Source organism: Labrys neptuniae, assembly GCF_040797145.1.
Classification (GTDB): Bacteria; Pseudomonadota; Alphaproteobacteria; order Rhizobiales; family Labraceae; genus Labrys; species Labrys neptuniae.
Genome location: NZ_JBFNQD010000014.1, coordinates 41,889 through 63,765 on the forward strand (window position 1 = coordinate 41,889; position 21,877 = coordinate 63,765).

Here is a 21,877-nt window from a genome sequence, read left to right on the forward strand (position 1 = left end):
ATGCAGCGCGGCCGGCCGAGTCGTCTCCTTCACCCCACCCGCCGTGCTTTCCTGCGCGGCACGGCGGCACTCGGCCTGGGCACGCTGGCTTCGCCGGCCATCGTCAGCCGGGCGCTCTCCTCCTCGGGGGAACTGACCTATCTGGGCTGGTCGGGTTATGATTTCAGCACCCTGTTCCGCAGCTTCACCGAGAAGACCGGCATCACCGTCAATTTCGTCGAGCAGCCCGACCAGGAGGCCATGCTGGCGCAGGCGCGCATCGCTGCCCAGGGCGTGGGCGCCGACATCGTCGAGCCCTCGCTCGACCGCCTGCCGGAATGGCTGCAGGCGGACCTGCTGCAGCCCTGGGACGATGGCAATGTCGGTCTCGACCTCTATGACAAGGCCTTCCTGACCGGTTCGGCCATGCATAAGGGGCGGCGCTATTTCCTGCCGGTGCTCTGGGGGGCGGAGGCGTTGGCCTATGCGCGCCAGGCGGCGGCGCAGACCTATGGCGCCGCCTCCCTTGCCTCGCTCTTCGATGACAAATATCGCGGCAAGGTCGCAATCAGGCCCTCGACAGGCCTGGCGGCGATGGGCCGGGTGCTGGAAGCCGAGGGCAAACTGCCGAAGCCCTGGCTCGACGGCTACAAGGACGAGGCGACCATGCGCCAGCTCTGGGACCTGGCATTGGCCGAGGCGACCCGGCGCAAGGCGATGATCGGCCAGTTCTGGAGCAGCGACAACGATGCGCTCACGGCTTTCCGCAGCAAAGGCTGCACGCTGGGATTGACGTGGGACACCACGGCGCAGGCGCTGGCTGGCGACAATGTCGGCTTCGTGGCGCCCAGGGAGGGCGCCTTCGGCTGGCTGCAGGGCTATGGCCTGCTCAAGAATGCCCGAAACGCCGAACAGGCGCATGAATGGGCCCGCTTCATCGTGACACCGGAAGCGTCGGCCGCCTACGCCATGGCTTTCTCCGCCAATCCCGTGGCTCGAGGTGCCGTCGATCGGCTCGATCCCAAGCTGCGGGATTTCCTCCGCGCCGCCTATCCCGACGATGCCCTGTCGAAGATCTGGTGGTGGCCGGCTCAGCCGCCCTGGTTCGTCGCATTGCGCAGCGAATATGCGCAGAAATGGCAGGCCGCGTGAGAGGGGGCACTAAGGAGCAATCGGCAAATAACGAATTGAATCGGCTCGACCTTTGTCATTGTCGAGCTTGACCCGGCAATCCAGTCGTTCCCTCCAGGCACTCAGACAGGGCCGATGGATGCCCGGGTCAAGCCCGGGCATGACAAAGGCGGCGTTTCAGCTATTTCCAGACGGTGTCCAAGGATGTCGAGAGAGGTAGGGATAGGGCAATGCGATTTCTTTAAGTCGTTTTTCACACCCCCATCGTCGCGGCGATCTTGTCCATGCTCCTGGCGAGCTTGAGGTCGAGCTCCGTCAGCCCGTCGACGTCATGGGTGGAGAGGGTGACGTCGACGGTCTTGTAGACATTCGACCATTCGGGATGATGGTTGAGCTTCTCGGCGGTAAGGGCAGCCCGCGCCATGAAGCCGAAAGCTTCGCTGAAATTGCGAAAGACAAAGACGCGGCGGATCGCATCCCGGCCTGGTGTCAATGCCCAGTTCGAAAGTTCGGCCAAGGCGGATCGACGCTCGTCCTCGTTCAGTTTCGCTTGGGGCATGCCGGCCTCCTTCGATGCGTTTGAGCCATGGCGGCGAGGATGCCGCTTCGCGGGCAGCAAGGACGACGTCAGCGCAACGCGGCTTCTTCGCGGCGCTGCAATTCATAGGCCTCTTCGACGATATAGGGGCCGCCGCCCACCGAATCGCGTGAGGAGTAGAGCACGAAGCGCTCGGCGGTGAAGCCGAGGCGGCCGCCGCCGCGCAGGGCAAGCCAGTCGGCGGTGAGGCGTGCCGTGGCTTCGCTGCGCAGCCGCGCGAGCGTGATGTGCGGCGTATATTGCCGATTCTCGATCGGCACGCCGAGGCGGCGGAGCAGGCGCTCCTGCACGGCCTGCAACTCCATCAGGCCCGGGTTGGGCAGCACCCTGGCATAGACCGATTTCGGCCTGCTGCCGCCGAAGGCATCCAGCCCGTCGACGACGATATCGACAATGGGGCGGCGAATGCCGTCGAGGGCTTCGGCGACATCGCGCGCCAGCCCGTCATCGATGTCGCCGATGAAGGACAGGGTGATGTGATAGTTCTCGACGTCGATCCAGCGGGCACCGGGCAGGCCGCCGCGGAGCGTCGACAACTTCATGCCGATGATGGGAGGAACTTCCAGAGCGGTAAACAAACGCGGCATGGCACGAACGCCGTATAGTTATCGTCGGAGATTCAATCCTAGAGAGTTTTACCGCCGAGGGGAAAGCGCAAAGCGTCGCGGCCTCTCGGCGGCCTGTTTTTTCTGCGGAAAACGAGGAGGGCCAGCGCGGGCGGCTGGCCCGCCGCGCCCTCACGGTGCCGGGTTCATGTGCAACTGGTGAATGGCGTCGATACGCGCCTCGAGCTCGGCCGGAATGGCGATGTCGATCGATCCGATGGCGGTTTTGAGCTGCGCCATGGTGGTCGCGCCGATGATGGTGGCGGTGGTGAAGGGCCTGGTGTTGACGAAGGCCAGCGCCATCTGGGCCGGATCGAGGCCATGCTCGCGGGCGAGGTCGAGATAGGCGTTGAAAGCGGTGTCGGAGCCGGGCTTCTCATAGCGCTGCAGCCGGTTGAACAGGGCCTTGCGCGAACCGGCCGGCAAGGCGCCGTCGCGGTATTTGCCGGTGAGATAGCCCTGGGCCAGAGCGGAATAGGCGAGCAGGCCGAGCTGCTCGCGCATGGCGATCTCGGCCAGGGCGGTTTCGAAGGTGCGGTTGACCAGCGAATAGGCGTTCTGGATCGACTGCATGCGTGCCAGGCCGCGCGTCTCGCTTTCGGTGAGAAAGCGCATCGCACCCCAGGCGCTTTCATTGGAGAGGCCGATCCAGCGGACCTTGCCGGCCTTCACGAAGCCGTCGAGCACGTCGAGCTGCTCGGCAATGCTGCTGGTCTCGTCGGCCGGGCTGACGCGGAAGGCCGTGGGATTGGAGCCCCAGGGCATCGAACGCTCGGGCCAGTGGAGCTGGTAGAGGTCGATACGGTCGGTCTGGAGGCGCTTGAGGCTCTTGTCGAGGGCCTCGGTCATCTGGGCGCGATTGAGCCGCGTCGGCTCCTTGGCGTCTCGCAGCCAGACCGAGGTGCCCGCACCGGCGACCTTGCTGGCGAGGATCACCTTGTCGCGCGTGCCGCGCGCCTTGAACCAGTTGCCGATGATGCGCTCGGTCGAGCCGGCGGTCTCCGCGCGCGGTGGAACCGCGTACATTTCGGCGGTGTCGAAGAAATTGACGCCCTGTTCGAGGGCATAATCCATCTGGGCGAAGCCATCGGCTTCGCTGTTCTGTTCGCCCCAGGTCATGGTGCCCAGGCAAATCACGGAAACGTCCTGGCCGGTGCGGCCGAGCTTATGAAATTTCATGAAAGGAATCCGGAAAAGGGAGGACGCCTGTTTGACGCAAGGAAGGCGGGCTTGGCAAGCCCTGTCGGCAAGTCCTGTCGGCAAGCCGAGGCGGCGGTACGGCAGGCGGCTGTCATCCCCTGCCGATGGCTGCTGCCAAGCGGGGCATGGCGTACTCAGCGATAGAAATCACTCGGCGGCAGGCCGAAATGCCGCCGGAACATCGCCGTGAAGGCACTCTGGCTGGCATAGCCGCTATCATAGGCGACATCGATGATGCGGGCGCCGCTGGCCAGGCGCTCCAGGGCAAAGAGCAGCCTTGCCTGCTGGCGCCATTGCCCGAAGGTCAGTCCCGTCTGGCTGGCGAACAGCCGGTGCACCGTCTTGGGCGTGATGCCGAGCCGCCGCGCCCAGCCCTGCGCCGTCTCCTCGTTTTCGGGATGGGCGATCAGGTGTCGGCAGACGGTGCGCAGGCGGACATCCCTCGGCATCGGCAGATGAAGCGGCAGGACATCGAGAAGCCTGAGCTCGTCGAGCAGCAGCTGCATCAGCCTCTCGTCGCGGCCGCCGGCGGGATAATCGAGCGGGATGGCGACCGCCGCAACGATCAGTTCGCGCAGCAGGGGCGAGACGGCGATCACGCAATTGTCGCCGGGCAGGGCAGCGGAGACGGTGGGATCGATGAAGACGGTGCGGATCTTGACCTCGCCGCACATGCGCACTTCGTGCTCCAGGCCGCCAACCAGCCAGACGGCGCGGTTGGGCGGCACCACCCAGCTGCCGGCCTGCGAGCGGACGATCATCACGCCCTGGATGGCATAGAGCAGCTGCGCGCGCGGATGGGCATGCCAGCCGGTGTCGGAGCCGTCGGGGTAATCGATCTCCATCGCCACGACGGCCCGTTCGGTGTCGTGGAAGGCGAGATGGCGGGTGGTACGGTCGTCGTTCATGTCTCAATCGCAATAGTCAATGTTAGATTAGCGTGAGACGGACTTGGTGAAAAGCGGCAGTGTCCGCCCCGTTCACTTCACGGGTATGCCATGTCCTCCCAGCCCACCTCCGCCAGTCCCCTGTCCTTGCTCTATCCCTTCTTTGCCATCGTCCTGTGGGCCGGCAATGTCATCGTCTCCAGGCTGTCGGCCCACGCCATCGGGCCGCAGGCCATCACCTTCTATCGTCTCGTTCTGGCGATCGGCCTGATGACCCTCTTCGTCGGCCTGCCGGCCTGGCGCAACCGGGCTGTCCTGTGGCGTCATCTCGGCGAATTCGCCGTGCTCGGCTTCCTGGCCATGTGCCTGTTCCAGAGCCTGTCCTATCTCGCGGCCGGCTCGACCACGGCGACCAACATGGCGGTGTTCACGGCGCTGTCGCCCCTGCTGACGGTGGCCTTGAGCGCGCTGATGCTGGGCGAGCGGCCGACCATCGGCATGGTCGGCGGCGGCATCCTCTCGATCGTCGGCATCGTCTATCTGGTCAGCGCAGGCGATCTCGCCAGCTTGGCCCGGGACGGCGTACATCCGGGCGATGCCCTGATGCTGCTGGCCGGCTTCGTCTACGCGCTCTATTCGGTGCTGCTGAAGCGCTGGAACCTGCCGGTCTCGGGCTGGCAGTCGACCTATATGCAGGCTTTGTGCTCCCTGGCGGTGATGTTCCCGGCCTTGCTGGCGACGCCGGCACCGCTCAGGGCCCTCAACACGGAGACGCTGCCGCTGATCGCCTATGCCGGCTGTGCGGCCTCGGTGGTGCTGCCGGTCTTGTGGATCCGCGGCGTCGAGCAGCTCGGCCCCAGCCGCTGCGCCATCTTCCTCAACCTGCTGCCGGTGTTCACGGCGCTCGCCGCCATCGTCATGCTGGGCGAGCCCATCCGCTCCTACCACGTCATCGGCGGCGGCCTGGTGCTCGCCGGCGTGATCGCGGCGCAACTGCTGAAGCGGCCGCTGGGCCGACGGGTGGCGGTCGAACTGCCGGAGTGACGCCGATCCTAAGGGCAATGTCCCGGTGCAAGCGATGCTATACGCTCACCGCCTGCACCCCGCGGCCTTCCTCGCCGAACACCTTCAGGTAGCGATCGATGGCCTCCTTGCCGCCGGTGGCCTTGGCGAGGTTGTCCGAGAGCTTCACCGCCGGCTTGCCGTTGACCGAAGTGATCTTGCAGACCAGCGAGATCGGATCGAGCAGCGGGATGGGGTGCGAACCGCAGCCGCGGAAATCATTGGTGAGATTGGTGCCCCAGCCATAGGAGGGGCGCATGCGGCCGTTGAAATTCTTATGGGCGGTCTCGATGGAATCGATGTCGAGGCCGTCGGAGAAGATGATCAGCTTCTTGGCCGGGTCGCGGCCGCGCGCCCTATACCAGGCGATGATCTCCTCGCCGGCCTGCTGGATCGGTTTGGAGTCGGGGCGCATGCCGGTCCAGTCGGCCACCCAGTCGGGGGCTCGTTCGAGGAAGGCGGCGGTGCCGAAAGTATCGGGCAGCACGATCAAGAGATTGCCGTCATAGAAGTCGCGCCACATTTCCAGCACCTTGTAGGGCGACTCGCGCAGGCAGCCATCCTCCTCGCACAAAGCCGCATAGACCATGGGCAGCTCATGGGCGTTGGTGCCGATCGATTCCAGATCGTTGTTCATGGCGAGCAGCACGTTGGAGGTGCCGACGAAAGCCGAGCCGAGGCCCTCCTTCATCGCCTCCACGCACCAGCTCTGCCACAGGAAGGAATGGCGCCGCCTGGTGCCGAAATCGGAGATCTTCAGGTTTTCCAGATTCTTCAGCCGCTCGATCTTGTCCCACAGCTTGGCCTTGGCGCGGGCATAGAGGATGTCGAGCTCGAAACGGCCCATGGAACGGGTGGCGGCCCTGGATTTCAGCTCGTTGATGATGGCGAGCGCCGGCACCTCCCACATGGTGGCCTGGCTCCAGGGCGCGTCGAATTCGAGCACATAATCGCCATTCTCGATGCGCAGATCATACTCCGGCAGGCTGAAATCGGCGAGCCAGTCGAGGAATTCAGGCCGGAAGATCTGCTGCTTGCCGTAGAAGGTGTTGCCGCGCAGCCAGATCAGTTCGCGCTTGCCGAAGCGCAGCGTGCGGGCGTGGTCAAGCTGGTCGCGCAGTTCCTTCTCATCGATCACCGCGGCAAGGTTGATCGACTTGGTGCGGTTGATCACGGTGAAGGTGGTGCGCACATTCTCATGCCGGGCATGGATGGGCTGCAGCATCAGGAGCTTGTAGAAGTCCGTGTCCAGGAGGCTGCGAACGATCGGATCGAGCTTCCAGGTCCGATCATACACCCTCTTGGCAATATCGATATTCATGAAAAGTGCCCCAAGCCGCCTTTGCCGGCGAAAGAGCGGACCATGCGTGGATTGCAGGCCAAGATCAAGATGCTGGGCGTGCGGACGTTTTACCCTCCCCTGGAGGGATCGGCGCTTCCGCTTGGAAGTGCCTGGGGTCGAGGCGAAGCCTCGGGGTGGGGTGACTTCTTCACAAAATGAAAGTCACCATCATCACGGTCTGCGTATTTTCACCCCACCCCGGCCCTGTGGGCCGACCCTCCCCCTCCAGGGGAGGGTAAAGATGCCGCGCTTGACGCCCGGCGATGCGACCTCCCATAAGTCCTACCAAACAGGGCGTCGAACCGATCGGCGCGCGACTCTGGGGCATGGAGACGGGAATGGCGGGCGACGTCGCGGAATCGACCTCGGTGGCGGGGGCAGGCTTGCCGAAGATCGCCTGGGGCAAGGGCCTCGTGCTCACCGATGTCGACGGCAAGCACTATCTCGACGGCTCGGGCGGCCCGGCGGTCTATTGCCTCGGCCATGGCAATGAAGAGGTCAACCAGGCGATCAAGGATCAGCTCGACCGCATCGCCCATGGCTATCGCTACAATTTCACTTCCGATCCCCTGGAAGAGCTGACCGAGCGTGTCGGCCGGCTCTGCGGCGGCACGCTCAAGCAGATGGTGTTCGTCTCCGGCGGTTCGGAGGCGGTCGAATCGGCCCTGAAGCTCGCTCTGCAATATTTCGCCGCCCGGGGCGAGATGAGCCGGCGGCGCTTCATTTCGCGCGAGCGCTCCTGGCACGGCAACACGCTGGGTGCGCTGGCGCTCTCGGGCTTCCGCGAACGCCGCCTTTCCTTCGAGGGCGCGCTCGTCGACGTGCCGCTAATATCGCCCGCCAACGTCTACCGGCCGCCGGCCGGCGTGGCACCGGAGGATGTCGGCGCGGCCTGCGCGCAGGAACTCGAAGACAAGATCCTGGAACTCGGCCCCGACAAGGTCGCCGCCTTCGTCTTCGAACCGGTGGTGGGCGCGGCCGGCGGCGTGGTGCCGGCACCGCCGGGCTATGCCAGGAAGGTGCGCGAGATCTGCGACCGCCATGGCGTGCTGATGATCGCCGACGAGGTGATGTGCGGGGCCGGACGCTGCGGCACCTGGCGGGCGCTCGAACATGACGGCGTCTTCCCTGACATCATGACGGTGGCCAAGGGCCTGGGCGGGGGGTATCTGCCGCTTGGGGCCGCCGTCTATTCCGACAGGGTCGCCGAGCCGATCAACGCCGTCGACGGCGGGCCGCAGACCGGCCACACCTTCACCGGCCATACCGCCGCCTGTGCGGCCGGCGTCGCCGTGCAGCGCATCGTCGAGCGCGACGGGCTGGTGCAACGCGTCGCCGTGAAGGGTGAGGAATTCAAGCGCATTTTGGCCGATGCCCTCCACGGCATTGCCCAGATCGGCGATATCAGGGGCCGCGGCTTCTTCACCGGCATCGAGATCGTTGCCGACCGCGACAGCAAGGAGCCCTTCCCGGCGGAGAAGGCGCTGTTCCTCAGGATCCGTGCGCGCGCCTTCGCCAACGGGCTGATCTGCTACCCTTCGGGCGGCAATGTCGACGGCATCAAGGGCGATACCGTGATCCTGGCGCCGCCCTACAACGCCACGGACGGCGAGTTGAGCGAAATTGCCGGGCGCTTTGCGGTATCGCTGCGCCAGGCCCTCAAGGATATTGGAGCATAGAGGCTGTCATGGCGAACAAGGTCATCATTTCCTGCGCGATCACCGGCTCGATCCACACCCCTTCGATGTCGCCGCATCTGCCGGTGACGCCGGACGAGATCGCCGCCTCAGCCATCGAAGCGGCAAAGGCCGGGGCCGCCGTGCTGCATCTGCATGCGCGCGATCCCGAGACGGGGGCGCCGACGCCCGATGTGACCGTGTTCGAGCAGTTCGTGCCCCGCATCCGCCAGGCCACGAACGCCATCGTCAACATCACCACCGGCGGTTCGGCCCGCATGAGCATCGAGGAGCGCCTGAAAGGACCGGCGAGCCTGCAGCCGGAAATGTGCTCCCTCAATCTCGGCACCATGAATTTCGGGCTCTATCCGATGCTCGACCGGCCGCGTGAGTGGAAGCACGACTGGGAGGTGCCCTTCCTGGAAGCGACCCGTGGCGGCATGTTCAAGAACACGCTTGAAGATATCGAGCACATCCTCACCACCATGGGCCCGCTCGGCACGCGCTTCGAATTCGAGTGCTACGATGTCGGCCATCTCTACACGCTCGCCCATTTCCTCGACCGCAAGCTGGTGACGCCGCCGCTCTTCGTGCAGACCGTGCTCGGCATCCTCGGCGGCATCGGCGCCAATCCCGACAGCGTGGTCGACATGCGCCGCACGGCCGACAAGCTGTTCGGCAAAGATTATCAGTGGTCGATGCTGGCCGCCGGCCGCAACCAGATGGCGCTCGGCACCATGGCGGCGGTGATGGGCGGCCATGTCCGCGTCGGGCTGGAAGACAATCTATGGATCGGCAAGGGCCAGCTCGCCAGCTCCAATGCCCAGCAAGTCACCAAGATCCGCACCATCCTGGAGGAACTGGGCCTGGCGATCGCCACGCCGGACGAGGCGCGCGCCATCATCGGCATCCGGCCGCGCTGATGCGGATCCGTCCCGCCACGCCGGAGGATTGCGATGCCATCGCGGCGATGGTGGGCGAGCTTGCGGCGCTGTTCGGTGTGGCGGCCGGTACCACAGGTGACATCCTGCGGGCCGAGGCTTTCGGCGCGGTTCCGCGCATCGGCATCGCCGTGGCGGAAGCGTCCCAAGGTGTCCTGGCCGGCTATCTCGTGCACCAGGACAGTTTTTCGACCTGGCGCGGCGCCAATGGCGTCTTCGTGGTCGACCTCTATGTCGCGCCGCAATGGCGTAATGATCGCACCGGCATCCGCCTCCTGGCGGAGGTGGCCCGCCGTGGCCGCCAGCGTGGCGCGCGCTTCATGCGGCTCGATCTCGATGCCGGCAATGAAGCGGGGTTGCGGTTTTATCGGCGGCACGGCTTCCGCACGCTCGACCACGATCGCTTCCTGGTGCTGGACGAGCCGGGCTTCATCGATCTGATCGAAAAGAGTTGAGTGTGAGCACGATCGAGATTTCCGACCTGCGTGACCAGCCGCATTTCCTCGAGACGGTCGCTGACCGCGTCTGGCGGGCCTGGTGGCAGGAACAGGGTGAGAGCCTGGAGACCGTGGCGGGCCTGTTTGCAGAAAACCTGACGACCAGGGAAGTGTTGCCGGCTTGCCTGGTAGCTCACCGGGGCGACGACTTCGTCGGCACGGCCTCGCTGATCGCCAGCGATCTGGAAGAACGACCGGCCCTGGCGCCTTGGGTCGCCGCGGTGTGGATCGAGCCGGAATTCCGTCGCCTGAGGCATGGAGCCGCCATCGTGGCGGCTGCGGCGAAGCTGGCCTTCAGCCGCGGTTTCGCCCAGGCCTATCTCTGCGCCGAGAGTGACAAGCGTGCCTTCTACGCCGGGTTGGGATGGCGCCATCTCGAGGAGGATGTCGGCCCATACGCCCTCGATATCTTCGAGTTGAGGGCGCCAGCGGGCTGATTTAGGTGCCCAAAACGGCTTCTACGCCATAATGCCGCCCGCAATTTCTTCCATCAGGCGGCAACAGCCCCTGGAGCAAGGCCTGTCCAGCGGAAACGCTCCTTTGCTCTGGTCCCCCGTTTCGTTGCGTGTTTGCGCTTCTTGGTAATTCCACCGAAGCACAAAACACTCTAGTTTCGCGCCATGTTTCGTTCGCTTTCCCGCCTTTTGCTGCTGTGCAGCCTGCTTTTCACGCTCCTGGCTGCGCCCATGGCGGCGAGGGCGCAGGACGACCAGGCCCTGACCGGTTTCCAGACGGGGCTTGCCCTCGACAAGAAGTCTCTCGACGATATCGCGACCCAACTCGCCACCATCACCGATAGTGGCGACGAGGCACAGAAATCCCTGCAGGACCTGCGCGAGACGGTCAGCAGGAGGCGTGCCGATCTCGTCGCGCTGCTCGGCACCATGATCCCGGCCCGCGACAAGGCCAAGGCGGCGCTCGATGCCTTTCCGCCGCAGCCCAAGCCGGTCGACCCGCCCGAGGCCAAGGCCACGACCGACGCCCGCAAGGCGGCTTCCGACCTGCTCGCCAAGCTGAACGATGTCGCCGCCGAGACGCAAAAGCAGATCTCGCGCGCCGACCAGCTCGGCAACACCATCACCGTTCGCCCCTTCAACAACGCTTTGGCCAGGGAACAGAAGTCTCTCGACGACGTGGAAGCGGGTCTTACCAGCCTCCCCCCCGATCAGGAGAAGGCGTCCAAGATCCTGGACGAATTGCGTGGTACGGTCGATACGGCCGTCACCAATCTTTCGGCGCTGCAGGCGAAGGTCTCGCCCTTGCTGGATCAATCCAAGGCAAGACTGGCGCAACTGGGTGAGCCTGATCCGTCGGAAAGCGCCGATATCGCTGAGACGCGCGCGACACAGAACGATTTGCAACAACAGCTCAAGGATGTGATCAAGCGGGCGGGTGACCAGTCCTCAAGAGCGGCGGGCTTCTCCAACACCATCATCGAGTTGCAGCGCGAGCAGCTCACCGGCCGCCTGCTCAAGAGCGGCGACAGTCCTTTTTCGGCTGAATTCTGGGTTCCGGTGCTGGAAAACCTGCCCAGGGCCGGGGAACTGGCGAGGAACGCGTTCTCGGATCACAGCAGCTATCTGGTGTCGAAGGTCAATTCCACCAGCATCGCCATCTTCCTGCTGACCATCGCCATCGGCTATGCCGTCACGCAGTTCCTGCGCATGCGTATCCAACGCTGGCGCCTGCGCCTGCCGCGCAGCAAGCGGGCGTCGCGGCGTTACGTCGCCTCGCTCGATGCGGTACTCGGCATAGCCCATATCATGCTCGGCGTGCCGGTCGGGATCACCGTGGCGGTACTGGCCTTCGGTTTTTCCGGGCTCTTGCCGGAGAAAGTGCTCGCCGATTACGGCTCGAGCCTGATCGCCGCATCCTCGATCGGCTTCGGCCTGTGGGCGCTGGCGCAGGCGGTGCTGGCCGAGGGCCACGCCGAATTGCGCCTGCTGCCGCTGAGCGACTGGGCCGTCCGCCGTATCGGACGGCGCATGGGCTGGCTCGCGGTGGCGCTTGGCCTGTCCGTTCTCCTGAATGGCGTCATCGAACATCTCCACGCCGATCCCTCCCTCAGCGTCGCGCGCGAGACGATCTCGGCCATCATCTATCTCGGCATCATCGTCTCCCTGCTGATCCGCCTGCGCAGCGCGCCGCCGACAGTGGTGGACGGGCGTACGCTGACACCAGACGAGGACCTGACGGGGCTCGACATCCTCAGGCCGATCGGGTGGCTCTCCGTGCTGGTGATGGCCGTGTGCCTTGCCATCGGCTACAGCACGCTCGCGGTGGCGGCGGCGGTCTTTCCGCTGCTCGTCCTGTGCGTGGTTGCGGCAAGCTATCTGCTTACCACCCTGGTCGATTCGGCCCTGACCGAAAGGCTGATCTCGGACGTCGACCGCCGCCGCGCCGTGGCGAGCACCATCGGCGTCACCGCCAAGCAGGTGACGTTCGGGGCAACCCTGCTCTCCGGCGTCCTGCGCTTCCTGATCATCGCCTTTGCCGTCGGCAGCCTCGGCCTGCCCTTCGGCCTCTATTCCACCGACATGGCACCGGCGATCCAGCGTGCCTATTTCGGCTTCAAGATCGGCGAGCTGACGATCTCGCCCTCGTCGATCATCAGCGGCGTGGTGCTGTTCATCATCATCTGGGCGGTGATGCGCCTGATCAAGGGCTGGCTCGGCAACACGCTGCTGCCGCGCACCTCCCTCGATTCGGGCGTGCAGAACTCGATCGCCACCATTATCGGCTATCTCGGCTTCATCCTCGCCATTTCCGCCGGCCTGTCGGAGATCGGCGTGAGCTGGCAGAATATCGGCATCGTCGCCGGCGGCCTTTCGGTCGGTCTGGGTCTCGGCCTGCAGGGCATTGCCGGCAATTTCGTCTCCGGCCTGATCCTGCTGGCCGAAAGGCCGATCCGCGTCGGCGACATTATCGCCGCTGCCGGCGAGGAAGGCTATGTCCGCCGCATCAGCGTGCGCTCGACCACGCTGGAGACCTATGACCGCGCCACGCTGATCATCCCCAATTCGACCCTCATCACCGGCTCGGTGAAGAACTGGGTCTATGGCAATACCTGGAGCCGGCTGCGCATCGCCCTGACTGTGCTCTATGACAGCGACATCGATGCGGTGAAGGCGGCCATGCTGGCGGCGCCGGAGGATGATCCGCGCATCCTGCCGACGCCGAGGCCCCAGGTCTACATGACCTCGATGGATGCCGGGCTGGAGTTCGAGCTCATCGTGATGGTCGCCAGCATGGAGACGCAGGTTGCCGTGAAGAGCGACCTGCTGGCCCGTATCTTCAAGAATTTCAAGGCCAAGGGCATCCGCCTGCAAGGCCAGGGCGCTGCGGCGCCGCCGCAGCGGGTCATCCTGTTCGAGCCCGAACTGCAGGCGGCGATGACCGCCAAACTCAAGGGCGACAAGCCCGAGGCGGAGGCTCCTGCCGCGGAGCCGGCCGCCGCCAAGCCTTCAACCCCGCCGGCCCCGGCGGGATCCTGACCGTGGAGAACTCGATGTCGCGCATGAGGGTGGCTGCGGCCGCTTTTCTTGTCTTGGGTGTTACCTTGGGATTGGGCGGCTGCGCCCTCACGCAAAAGCCCGAAACCGTTTCCTATCAACGCCGCCCCGTATCCTTCAATCCCGCCGAGGCCCGGGATTGGCTGACCCGATATCGCCAGAGCAAGGGCCTCACCGCGGTGGCGCTCGATTCGCGCCTGACGGCCTTCGCTCAGAACCAGGCCAATGCCATGGCCTCGGCCAATCAGCTCTCCCATTCGATCGGCGGCAGCTTCTTCACCCGCGTCAAATCGGCTGGCCTCGACGATTCCAAGATCGGCGAGAACGTCTCCTACGGCACCTATACCGATCTCGACGCCATGAAGCAGTGGAAGAACTCGCCCGAGCATGACGAGAATCTGCTGATGCCGGGTGCCACCCGCTTCGGCATTGCCATTGCCAGGGCCGGCGAGCGGGTCTATTGGGCCATGGCGGTCGCCGGTGAACCCAGTCGGCCGGAGGAGGCGCAGGCCTTCGGGGCCGGCCCGGTGGTGCGCGTGGTACGCCGGCCTACGCGCGTGAAAAGCTCCGGAGGCCTCTTCGGCGGCCTGTTCGGGGGATGAGTGCGGCATGAACGAGCTGGACAAGCAAGACTACGACATCGCCGCGCGCGATTTTCGCTGGGAGCTGCCGGCTCGCTACAATATCGGCGTCGATGTCTGCGACGTCTGGGCCCGGCGCGAACCGGACCGGCTCGCCATCCTGCGCCGGCTTCCTGGCGGCGGCAGCGAGCGTGTGAGCTACGGCGCCCTGCGCGAGGCCTCCGACCGCTTCGCCTTGGCGCTGAAACGCCTGGGTATCCGCAAGGGCGACCGCGTCGCGATCCTGCTGCCGCAATCGCCGGCGGTGGTGATCGCCCATCTCGCCGTGGCCAAGCTCGGTGCCATCTCCCTGCCGCTCGCCGTGTTGTTCGGCCCGGATGCGCTGAGCTTCCGCCTGCGCGATTCCGGGGCCAAGGCGGTGCTGCTCGACGAAAGCGGGCTCGCCAAGCTCGGCGAGATCGAGGCGAGGCTGCCCGACCTGGAGACGGTGATCAGCGTCGATGGCGCCAGCGGCGGGGCGCTCGACTTCCATCGTCTGATCGCCGGAGCGAAGGGGGAGCTGGCGCCGGTCGCCTCGACGCCCGACGATCCGGCCATGATGATCTACACCTCCGGCACCACCGGCCAGCCCAAGGGTGCCGTGCACGGCCATCGCGTGGTGCTCGGCCATATTCCCGGCCTGCGCTTTGCCCATCCGGGCCTGGGCCGGCCCGACGACGTGATGTGGACGCCGGCCGACTGGGCCTGGGCGGGCGGCCTGCTCAACGTGCTGCTGCCCAGCCTGGCCCTGGGCGTGCCGGTGGTGGCCGGCCTTCATGCCAAGTTCTCGGTGGACGAGGTGCTGGGATTGCTCTGGGACTTCAAGGTCCGCAATGCCTTCCTGCCGCCCACGGCGCTGCGCATGCTGCAGGCGGCGCATCAGCCCGGTCAGGTCTATCGCACCCATCTGCGCTCGATCATGTCGGCCGGCGAGACGCTGGGGCCGGGCACCTATGCCTGGGCCGAAGCCGCCTTCGGCTTTCCGGTCAACGAGCTCTACGGCCAGACCGAATGCAATCTCGTGCTCGGCTCCTGCCATGAGCTCGGCGTCTCCAGGCCCGGCGCCATCGGCAAGGCCGTGCCCGGCCATCGCGTGGCGGTGGTCGACGAAGAGGGGCAGGAAAGCCCGACGGACGAGATCGGCGAGATTGCCGTGCGCGCGCCCGATCCGGTGATGTTCCTGGGCTATTGGGGCAATGCCACCGCCACGGCGGCGAAATATCGCGATGGCTGGCTGATGACCGGCGACAAGGCACGCCGCGACATCGACGGTTATGTGCATTTCGTCGGCCGCGGCGACGACATCATCACCTCGGCCGGCTACCGCATCGGACCCGGCGAGATCGAGGACTGCCTGATGCGCCATGCCGCCGTCGCCATGGCGGCCGTGGTCGGCATGCCCGACACCCTGCGGACCGAGATCGTCAAGGCCTTCGTGGTGCTCAAGCCGGGCTTCACCGCGTCGGACGCTATGACCGCCGACCTGCAGCTCTTCGTGCGCGAGCGCCTGTCCGCCCACGAATATCCGCGCGTGATCGCCTATGTGGATGCGCTGCCGCTGACCTCGTCGGGCAAGATCATCCGCCGGGCCCTGCGCGAGCTCGACTGAGGGCGCTCCCAAAAACAAAACCGGCCGGGAAATCCCGGCCGGTGCAATCCGTGCAACACTCTTCTGCGATCAGCGGCGGTCGCCGAGCAGGCGCAGCAGCATGATGAAGAGGTTGATGAAGTCGAGATAGAGCGTCAGCGCGCCATGAACGGCGAGCTTCTCGCCCTCGTCACGGCTGAAGCTGTGCGCATTCTCCACATAGAGCGACTTCAGCATCTGGGTGTCGTAGGCGGTCAGGCCTGCGAAGATACCCACGCCGGCGACGCTGATGATGAAGGTCAGCATGCCCGAGGGGAAGAACAGATTGACCAGGCTGGCGAGCAGCAGGCCGATCAGACCCATCATCAGGAAGGCGCCGAAAGCCGAGAGGTTACGCTTGGTGGTGTAGCCATAGAGGCTCAGGGCACCGAAGCTGGCGGCCGAGATGAAGAAGACGCGAGCGATCGAGCCATGCGTGTAGACGAGGAAGATCGTCGACAGCGACAGGCCCATGAGAGCCGAGAACACGTAGAACAGAACGCGCGTGGTTTGAACCGAGCGACCTTCCGTCCCCATGTTCATCCAGAACACCATGCCAAGGGGGGCGAACGCGACGACCCACTTGAAGGGTGAGTTGAACAGGAACATGCCGAACGAGTTCAGCTCGACGATCTTGCCCGCCTCGTTGACCACGATCCCCGAAGCCATATAGGCGCCGAGCGCCACCAGGCCGGTGATGGCCACGCCCAAGGTCATGTGGTTGTAGACCGCGAGCATGAATGCGCGCAGGCCCTGATCGATCGCCGGTGCTCCGGCGCGGACGTCGGAGACGGTGCCGGCCGAGAAACGAGGATCATTGAAAGCCATGTGTCTCTCCAGATGCGGCACATGCCGCAGAAAGCTTGCTCTTATGTAGTGCTTTCCATTGAAACAGTTAAGTGAATTGCTTGCAATGTTGCCGGCATGCCACCTTGGGGTGGTCGATCTTCATCGCCTGAATTTCGGCTGAAACGCTTGTCATTCCAGGCATCGGCCATCCAGCTCTACAGGCTTCGCAGATGCGAGGCGGGTTTCTGGCGCAGGATGCGCCAGGTGCCCGCAAGGCCGAACAGGATGGTCAGCGCCAGGGCGCCGAAAGCGGCTCCGAAAGCCGGTCCCGGCAGGAATGTGAAGCCGAAATTCATCAGATAGGTGACGATCAGCCAGGCGCAAGCGGTGCCGGCGACCACACCGAACAGGGCAGTGGCAAGGCCCAGCAGCCCGTATTCGAGGATGAAGGCGAGCAGGATGCGCCGGCGCGTGGCGCCCAGCACCTTGAGGATGACGGCGTCGTAGAGCCGGCTGCTCTGCCCGGCAGCGAGAGCGCCGGCCAGCACCAGGATCGAGGCGACGAGGGCGATGGCGGCGGCGGCCCGTATCGCCATGGCGAGCTGGCCGGCGAGATCGGCGAAGCTCTGCAGGGCATCCTTGATGCGCACGGCGGTCACCATCGGGAAGGCGTCGGCGACCTGCTTGAGCAGGCCGAGTTCGACGGCATCGTCGGCCCCATGCGGGAAGGTGAGGGTGGCAATATCCGTTACTGGCGCGCCCTTGAAGGTGTTCGGCGAGAAGACCAGCACGAAATTGATGCCGAAATTCTGCCATTCCAGCTTGCGCAGCGCCCCGACCTTGGCGGTGATGTTGCGGCCGAGCACGTTGACTGTGATGTCGTCGCCGACCTTGAGGCCGAGGCTATGCGCGACCTCCTGCTCCAGCGAGACCAGTGGCGGGCCACTATAGTCGGGGGCCCACCATTGGCCCTCGACCACACGCGAGCCGGCCGGCACCGCATCGGTGAAGGTGACGCCGCGATCGCCGCTCAGCACCCAGGCGATGTTCGGAGGAGGCTTGATCTTCTCGGCCGGCACGTCCTTCACGCTGACGATGCGGCCGCGCAGCATGGGCACGCGTTCGCTGGTCGCCTGCGGCGCGGCCTGCTTGAGGAAGGCGTCGAAGCGGGGGGCATCCGCCCGCCGGATGTCGACGAAGAAGAAGCTCGGCGCCTTGTCGGGGATGGCGGCGGAAAGCTGGTGGCGGATATTGCCGTCGACCAGCGTCAGCGCCACCAGCAGGCAGAGCCCCAGGCCGAGCGACAGCACCACGGAGGGGGTGGCGGCGCCTGGCCGGTGGATGTTGGTAACCGCCAGGCGCAGCGGCGTGTTGTGTGGACGGGGCAGCCGGCGGGCCAGCGCCATCAACAGGCTCGCCACCACGCGCAGGAGGATGAAGGCGCCGAGCGCGGAGCCGACATAGACCAGGGCCACCTTGCGGTCGGCGGCGAAGAACACCGCCAGGGCGATCAGGGCAGCGACGGCCAGGCCTGCAAAGGCGAGCACGATGGGCGCAGGCCAGCGCCGTGTCGGGGCGATGGCGTCGCGGAAAAGGGCCGATACCCCAATGTCACGGGCCCGGCCGAGCGGCAGCAGCGAGAAGGCCAGGGCGGTGAGCAGGCCGTAGAGGGCGGCGAGCGCCAGCCCTGCCGGATTGAGCACTGGTGTGATCGGCAGCGGCAGGTAGTCGGCGAAGCCATAGGCCAGGATGAAGGGCAGGGCGGCGCCGACGACAAGGCCGATGGCGATGCCGAGGGCAGCCAGCAGCAGGGTCTGGGTGAGATAGATGCCGGTGACGAGGTTCGCGCCGGCTCCCAGCGTCTTCAGCGTGGCGATGTTGTCGCGCTGGCGCTCGACGAAGGCGCGGACCGCATTGGCGACTCCGACGCCGCCCACCAGCAAGGCCGTCAGCCCGACCAGGGTGATGAACATGGTGAAGCGCTCGATGCCGCGGCGGAGTTCCGGCGAGGCGTCGTCGCGGGTGCGCACCTCCCAGCCCGCCTGGGGAAAGGTCTCGTTCGCCTTTTGCCTGATGGCATCCGGCGGGACATTCGGCGGCAACGCCAGGCGATAGCGCCAGCGGATCAGCGATCCCGGCTGGATCAGCCCGCTCTCGCGCAGCGCATCCAGGGTGATCATCAGGCGCGGACCGAAGGAAATGCCGCCGGCGATTTTGTCTGGCTCGCCGATGAGGCGATCGGCCAGGGTAACCGTCAGGTTGCCTATGGTGACGCTGGCGCCGGGTTGCAGGCCGAGGCGGGCGAACAGAGCTGCGTCGGCCGCCGCATCGGCCCGGTTGCCCTGGCCGCCAATGGTCGATGACAGCGGCTTGCCCTGCCCGAACTCCACCGTGCCGAGCAGGGGATAGGCCTGGTCGACCGCCTTGATCTCGACCAGGGCGGTCTGCCCGTCCGGCGTGCGCGCCATCGCCCTCGTGCTCGCGGCGACCGAGAGCCGGCCCTGCTGCCCGATAAAGGCGAACTCCTCGGGATTGGCTTCGCGCCCCACCAGTGTGAACTCGATGTCGCCGCCATTGATCACCCGGCCCTGGCTGCGCAGCCCATCCGACAGGGCGCTGGAGATGGCGTCGACCCCGGAGATCGCCATGACGCCGAGGGCGAGGCAGGCCAGGAAAATACCGAAACCGCGGATGCCGGCGCGCAATTCGCGCAGGGCAAAGCGCAAGGGAAGAGGAAGCGAAGCGAGGGACATCAGTGATGTTGAGCGGATGGACAAGGCCGAATCAAGGCAAAGTGGGGGTGCGCTCCGCTTAGCGCAAGCCGCGCACCGCGATATTGCGCCGGCCCATCGCAGACATGATATAGGCTTCATCATGACGATGACCGCGCCAGTCGCGCTGACGGAGCGCCAATGCACCCTGATCGCCAGGGCGCTGGCCGAGCCGCGGCGCTTTCAGATCCTCAAGGAAATCGCCGCTCAAGGCGGCTCGATGGCCTGCGCCTGCATGCAGCAGAAGCATCGGATCACACCGGCGACCTTGTCCCATCACATGAAGGAGCTCGAGAATGCCGGGCTCATCGAGATCGTCCGCGAGGGCAAGTTCGCTACGCTCGTGCTCAAGCGCGAGACGCTGGATGCCTATCTGCGCGAATTGGCCAGCCTTTAGCTCGACAGTTGCATCGAGCGGGATCGGGAGTGTCAGCCTCACAGCTCCATCAAGTGATGGAGCGGGGCCGACATCTTGAAAGCCAGGCATCTACCCCCGCTAGGATGTCAGTCTCCGGCTGACACTCCTGCTGCGGTCCACACGGATCCCTAAGCGTTTTGCGATTTTACGGAGTCACCAAGAATCGCAAAGACGCGTCCAAACAAAGAGTTAGAGCAAATAGGGTTCACATTCGAACGCGTTTTGCTCTAGCGTCAACGAATTGACGGCTGGCGCACACCAGAATTTTCCATCGCCTGCTCTTGTTTCATTTCGATGGTTATCTAAGTATCGAATCATTGTCACTCGAACCAAGAGATATTCAATGAGCAGATTGGCAGGCAAGGTCGCCGTGGTTACCGGTGCCTCGAAGGGCATCGGCGCGGGTATTGCGAAAAGCCTGGCGGCCGAAGGCGCCGCCGTCGTGGTGAATTATGCCTCGAGCCGGGATGGCGCCGAGAAGGTCGTCGCGGAGATCACCGCCAAGGGCGGCAAGGCGATCGCCGTCAAGGGCGACGTCTCCAAGGCGGAAGAGGTGAAGGCCATCTTCGCTGAGGCCGAGAAGGCCTATGGCCGCCTCGACGTCCTGGTGAACAATGCCGGCGTCTATGCCTTCGCGCCGCTCGAAGAGGTGACGGAAGCCGAGTTCCATCGCCAGTTCAACACCAATGTGCTCGGGCTGCTGCTGGCCAGCCAGGAGGCCGAGAAGCATTTCGGCCCCGAGGGCGGCAGCATCATCAATATCGGCTCGGTTGCGACCGACGTGAATTTCCCGGCCACGTCGGTCTACACCGCCACCAAGGGGGCGGTGACCTCGATCACGCGGGTGCTGGCCAAGGAACTCGGCCCCAGGAAGATCCGGGTGAATTCGATCAACCCCGGCATGGTGGAGACGGAAGGCGTGCATGCCGCCGGCTTCATCGGCGGCGACCTGGAAAGCCAGACCGTGGCCCAGACGCCGCTCGGACGCATCGGCCAGCCCGGCGACATCGCGCCCGTCGCGGTCTTCCTGGCCTCGGGCGAATCCGGTTGGCTGACCGGTGAGGTGCTGGCCGTCTCCGGTGGTGTCCGATAAGCATCAGGATACGGAAGGGCGGAACGCCGGCTAGAGCGCTCCGCCTTCGATGCATCCGATTCGGTGGTAGGGACCGACGCTCTACGGGGTGGTTCGCAATGCCCCGCTGAATGCGGCCACTGCCCTTTCGATCAGGTCGGCATGAACCGCCTGTCGGGACCGGCCCCCGCCGTCCGAGCAGATCGGATCCCCCACTTTCTCCGCCTTGGCGATCTCCGCGGCGCCCGGCTTGCACAGCGCGAACATGCTGTAATGGCTGGCATCCGCGATCGTCGCATAGGTCGAGACCGGGATGGCTTTGGCGGCCCGCGCCGCCTGCGCCGTCAGCGGGATGCTTTCGGCCCGGCCGAGATTGACGAGGGCAACCGGGATGTCGATGCTCGAAAAACTCTCGAAGTCGAAGACATCGATGGGAGCCGGATCGATCGCCATGGCAAAGCGGATGCGCCTGTCCCGACCGCTCCGGTCGGCCGATTGCAGATCCAGGGCGTGAAGGTCGACGCGGCTTTGCTGGACCCAATCGCAGAGGGACGGATTCAGCCGATCGGTGTCGCAATAAGCGGCCAGAAGCTTGGGATCGATACGGGCCCCGGCCAGGGCCAGCGCCGTGTTGCCGCCCATGGAGAGGCCGAGAACGCCGATGTCGCCGGCACTCAAATGATCCTTGAAGAAAGGCTCCCTCTCCATCGCATCCAGGCTGTCGCTGATGTCGGAGGGTCTCAGCCAGAGCTTCATCGTCTCCGCGGCGGACCGGTTTGCCCCGGTGTTGCCGGGATGGGTGGGGGCCGCCACCACGAAACCTTGCTCCGCCAGGGGGGCCGCAATCCAGCTCAGGGCCTGGGCGTTGCCGGCCAGGCCAGCTCCGTGGGAGAGCAGGATGAGCGGAAATTTCCCCGGCCGGATGGGGGCATTGCGCCGTGCGGGCGTTCCCGTGAAGAACACGCCGTCACCGAGCATGACGGGCTCGCCGCCGGGCCGGGCGGGATACCATACCGTCACCTCGAGATCGGTAGCGCGCTCCCTGGAAGGAACGATAATCCGGCGGACACCGGCACCGTCATCGGCGGCCAGCGCCTGCTGCGCCATCATCGCGGCGCCAAGGGCGACAGCCCAAAACATGATCCATGCC

General features: G+C 65.4%; 19 protein-coding genes. 11 read left to right on the plus strand and 8 right to left on the minus strand.

Annotated elements, in window-relative coordinates; genetic code table 11:
• Window positions 1-1,131, plus strand: coding sequence for an extracellular solute-binding protein (locus ABXS05_RS27920; RefSeq protein WP_367626126.1), 1,131 nt, complete (start codon window positions 1-3; stop codon window positions 1,129-1,131).
• Window positions 1,132-1,363: 232 nt separating this feature from the next.
• On the opposite strand, the gene ABXS05_RS27925 is transcribed toward ABXS05_RS27920, so the two are convergent.
• From ABXS05_RS27925 to ABXS05_RS27940, 4 genes are all read right to left on the minus strand, one after another.
• A complete protein-coding gene (locus tag ABXS05_RS27925) occupies window positions 1,364-1,669 on the minus strand; it encodes a 4a-hydroxytetrahydrobiopterin dehydratase (RefSeq protein ID WP_367626127.1) in 306 nt (101 codons plus the stop codon).
• A gap of 68 nt (window positions 1,670-1,737) precedes the next feature.
• Window positions 1,738-2,295 (minus strand): RNA 2',3'-cyclic phosphodiesterase, encoded by a 558-nt coding sequence (thpR, locus tag ABXS05_RS27930; RefSeq protein WP_367626128.1) that lies wholly within the window; start codon window positions 2,293-2,295, stop codon window positions 1,738-1,740.
• Between the two features lie 150 nt (window positions 2,296-2,445).
• Window positions 2,446-3,492: an aldo/keto reductase gene (locus tag ABXS05_RS27935; RefSeq protein WP_367626129.1), complete on the minus strand. Its 1,047-nt coding sequence runs from the start codon at window positions 3,490-3,492 to the stop codon at window positions 2,446-2,448.
• Between the two features lie 155 nt (window positions 3,493-3,647).
• A complete protein-coding gene (locus tag ABXS05_RS27940; protein ID WP_367626130.1) occupies window positions 3,648-4,421 on the minus strand; it encodes an AraC family transcriptional regulator in 774 nt (257 codons plus the stop codon).
• A 90-nt stretch (window positions 4,422-4,511) separates the two neighbouring features.
• Between ABXS05_RS27940 and ABXS05_RS27945 the strand changes: the two genes are divergently transcribed.
• Window positions 4,512-5,444 (plus strand): DMT family transporter, encoded by a 933-nt coding sequence (locus ABXS05_RS27945; protein WP_367626131.1) that lies wholly within the window; start codon window positions 4,512-4,514, stop codon window positions 5,442-5,444.
• Between the two features lie 37 nt (window positions 5,445-5,481).
• Here ABXS05_RS27945 and ABXS05_RS27950 read toward each other — a convergent pair whose 3' ends face one another.
• Window positions 5,482-6,783, minus strand: a complete 1,302-nt coding sequence (locus ABXS05_RS27950; RefSeq protein WP_311937694.1) for a nicotinate phosphoribosyltransferase — start codon at window positions 6,781-6,783, stop codon at window positions 5,482-5,484.
• Between the two features lie 359 nt (window positions 6,784-7,142).
• Here ABXS05_RS27950 and ABXS05_RS27955 point away from each other — a divergent pair, with 359 nt between their 5' ends.
• The 7 genes from ABXS05_RS27955 (at window position 7,143) to ABXS05_RS27985 (ending at window position 15,659) form a co-directional block, all read left to right on the plus strand.
• Window positions 7,143-8,483 (plus strand): aspartate aminotransferase family protein, encoded by a 1,341-nt coding sequence (locus tag ABXS05_RS27955; protein ID WP_367626132.1) that lies wholly within the window; start codon window positions 7,143-7,145, stop codon window positions 8,481-8,483.
• Between the two features lie 8 nt (window positions 8,484-8,491).
• Complete coding sequence (gene kce / locus ABXS05_RS27960; RefSeq protein ID WP_311937690.1) at window positions 8,492-9,403, plus strand: 3,5-dioxohexanoate:acetyl-CoA acetone transferase; 912 nt, start codon at window positions 8,492-8,494, stop codon at window positions 9,401-9,403.
• A complete protein-coding gene (locus tag ABXS05_RS27965) occupies window positions 9,403-9,876 on the plus strand; it encodes a GNAT family N-acetyltransferase (RefSeq protein ID WP_367626133.1) in 474 nt (157 codons plus the stop codon). The genes kce and ABXS05_RS27965 overlap by 1 nt, the downstream gene beginning before the upstream one ends.
• Before the next feature lie 2 nt (window positions 9,877-9,878).
• On the plus strand, window positions 9,879-10,355 hold the full coding sequence (locus tag ABXS05_RS27970; RefSeq protein ID WP_367626134.1) for a GNAT family N-acetyltransferase: 477 nt from the start codon (window positions 9,879-9,881) through the stop codon (window positions 10,353-10,355).
• 183 nt (window positions 10,356-10,538) lie between these two features.
• On the plus strand, window positions 10,539-13,412 hold the full coding sequence (locus ABXS05_RS27975) for a DUF3772 domain-containing protein (RefSeq protein WP_367626135.1): 2,874 nt from the start codon (window positions 10,539-10,541) through the stop codon (window positions 13,410-13,412).
• Window positions 13,413-13,426: 14 nt separating this feature from the next.
• Window positions 13,427-14,032 carry a CAP domain-containing protein gene (locus ABXS05_RS27980; RefSeq protein WP_311937682.1) on the plus strand — a complete coding sequence of 202 codons (606 nt, stop codon included), beginning with the start codon at window positions 13,427-13,429 and terminating at the stop codon, window positions 14,030-14,032.
• 7 nt (window positions 14,033-14,039) lie between these two features.
• Window positions 14,040-15,659, plus strand: a complete 1,620-nt coding sequence (locus ABXS05_RS27985; protein ID WP_311937680.1) for an AMP-binding protein — start codon at window positions 14,040-14,042, stop codon at window positions 15,657-15,659.
• 69 nt (window positions 15,660-15,728) lie between these two features.
• On the opposite strand, the gene ABXS05_RS27990 is transcribed toward ABXS05_RS27985, so the two are convergent.
• Window positions 15,729-16,505, minus strand: coding sequence for a Bax inhibitor-1/YccA family protein (locus ABXS05_RS27990; RefSeq protein WP_311937678.1), 777 nt, complete (start codon window positions 16,503-16,505; stop codon window positions 15,729-15,731).
• A 176-nt stretch (window positions 16,506-16,681) separates the two neighbouring features.
• Window positions 16,682-19,219, minus strand: coding sequence for an ABC transporter permease (locus ABXS05_RS27995; protein WP_367626136.1), 2,538 nt, complete (start codon window positions 19,217-19,219; stop codon window positions 16,682-16,684).
• A gap of 121 nt (window positions 19,220-19,340) precedes the next feature.
• Between ABXS05_RS27995 and ABXS05_RS28000 the strand changes: the two genes are divergently transcribed.
• Together ABXS05_RS28000 and ABXS05_RS28005 are read left to right on the plus strand one after the other, a co-directional pair.
• Window positions 19,341-19,634, plus strand: a complete 294-nt coding sequence (locus ABXS05_RS28000) for an ArsR/SmtB family transcription factor (protein WP_367626137.1) — start codon at window positions 19,341-19,343, stop codon at window positions 19,632-19,634.
• 364 nt (window positions 19,635-19,998) lie between these two features.
• Window positions 19,999-20,748, plus strand: coding sequence for an SDR family NAD(P)-dependent oxidoreductase (locus tag ABXS05_RS28005; RefSeq protein ID WP_311937672.1), 750 nt, complete (start codon window positions 19,999-20,001; stop codon window positions 20,746-20,748).
• A gap of 81 nt (window positions 20,749-20,829) precedes the next feature.
• On the opposite strand, the gene ABXS05_RS28010 is transcribed toward ABXS05_RS28005, so the two are convergent.
• Window positions 20,830-21,867, minus strand: coding sequence for an alpha/beta hydrolase family protein (locus ABXS05_RS28010; protein ID WP_367626138.1), 1,038 nt, complete (start codon window positions 21,865-21,867; stop codon window positions 20,830-20,832).
• Window positions 21,868-21,877 lie beyond the last annotated feature (10 nt).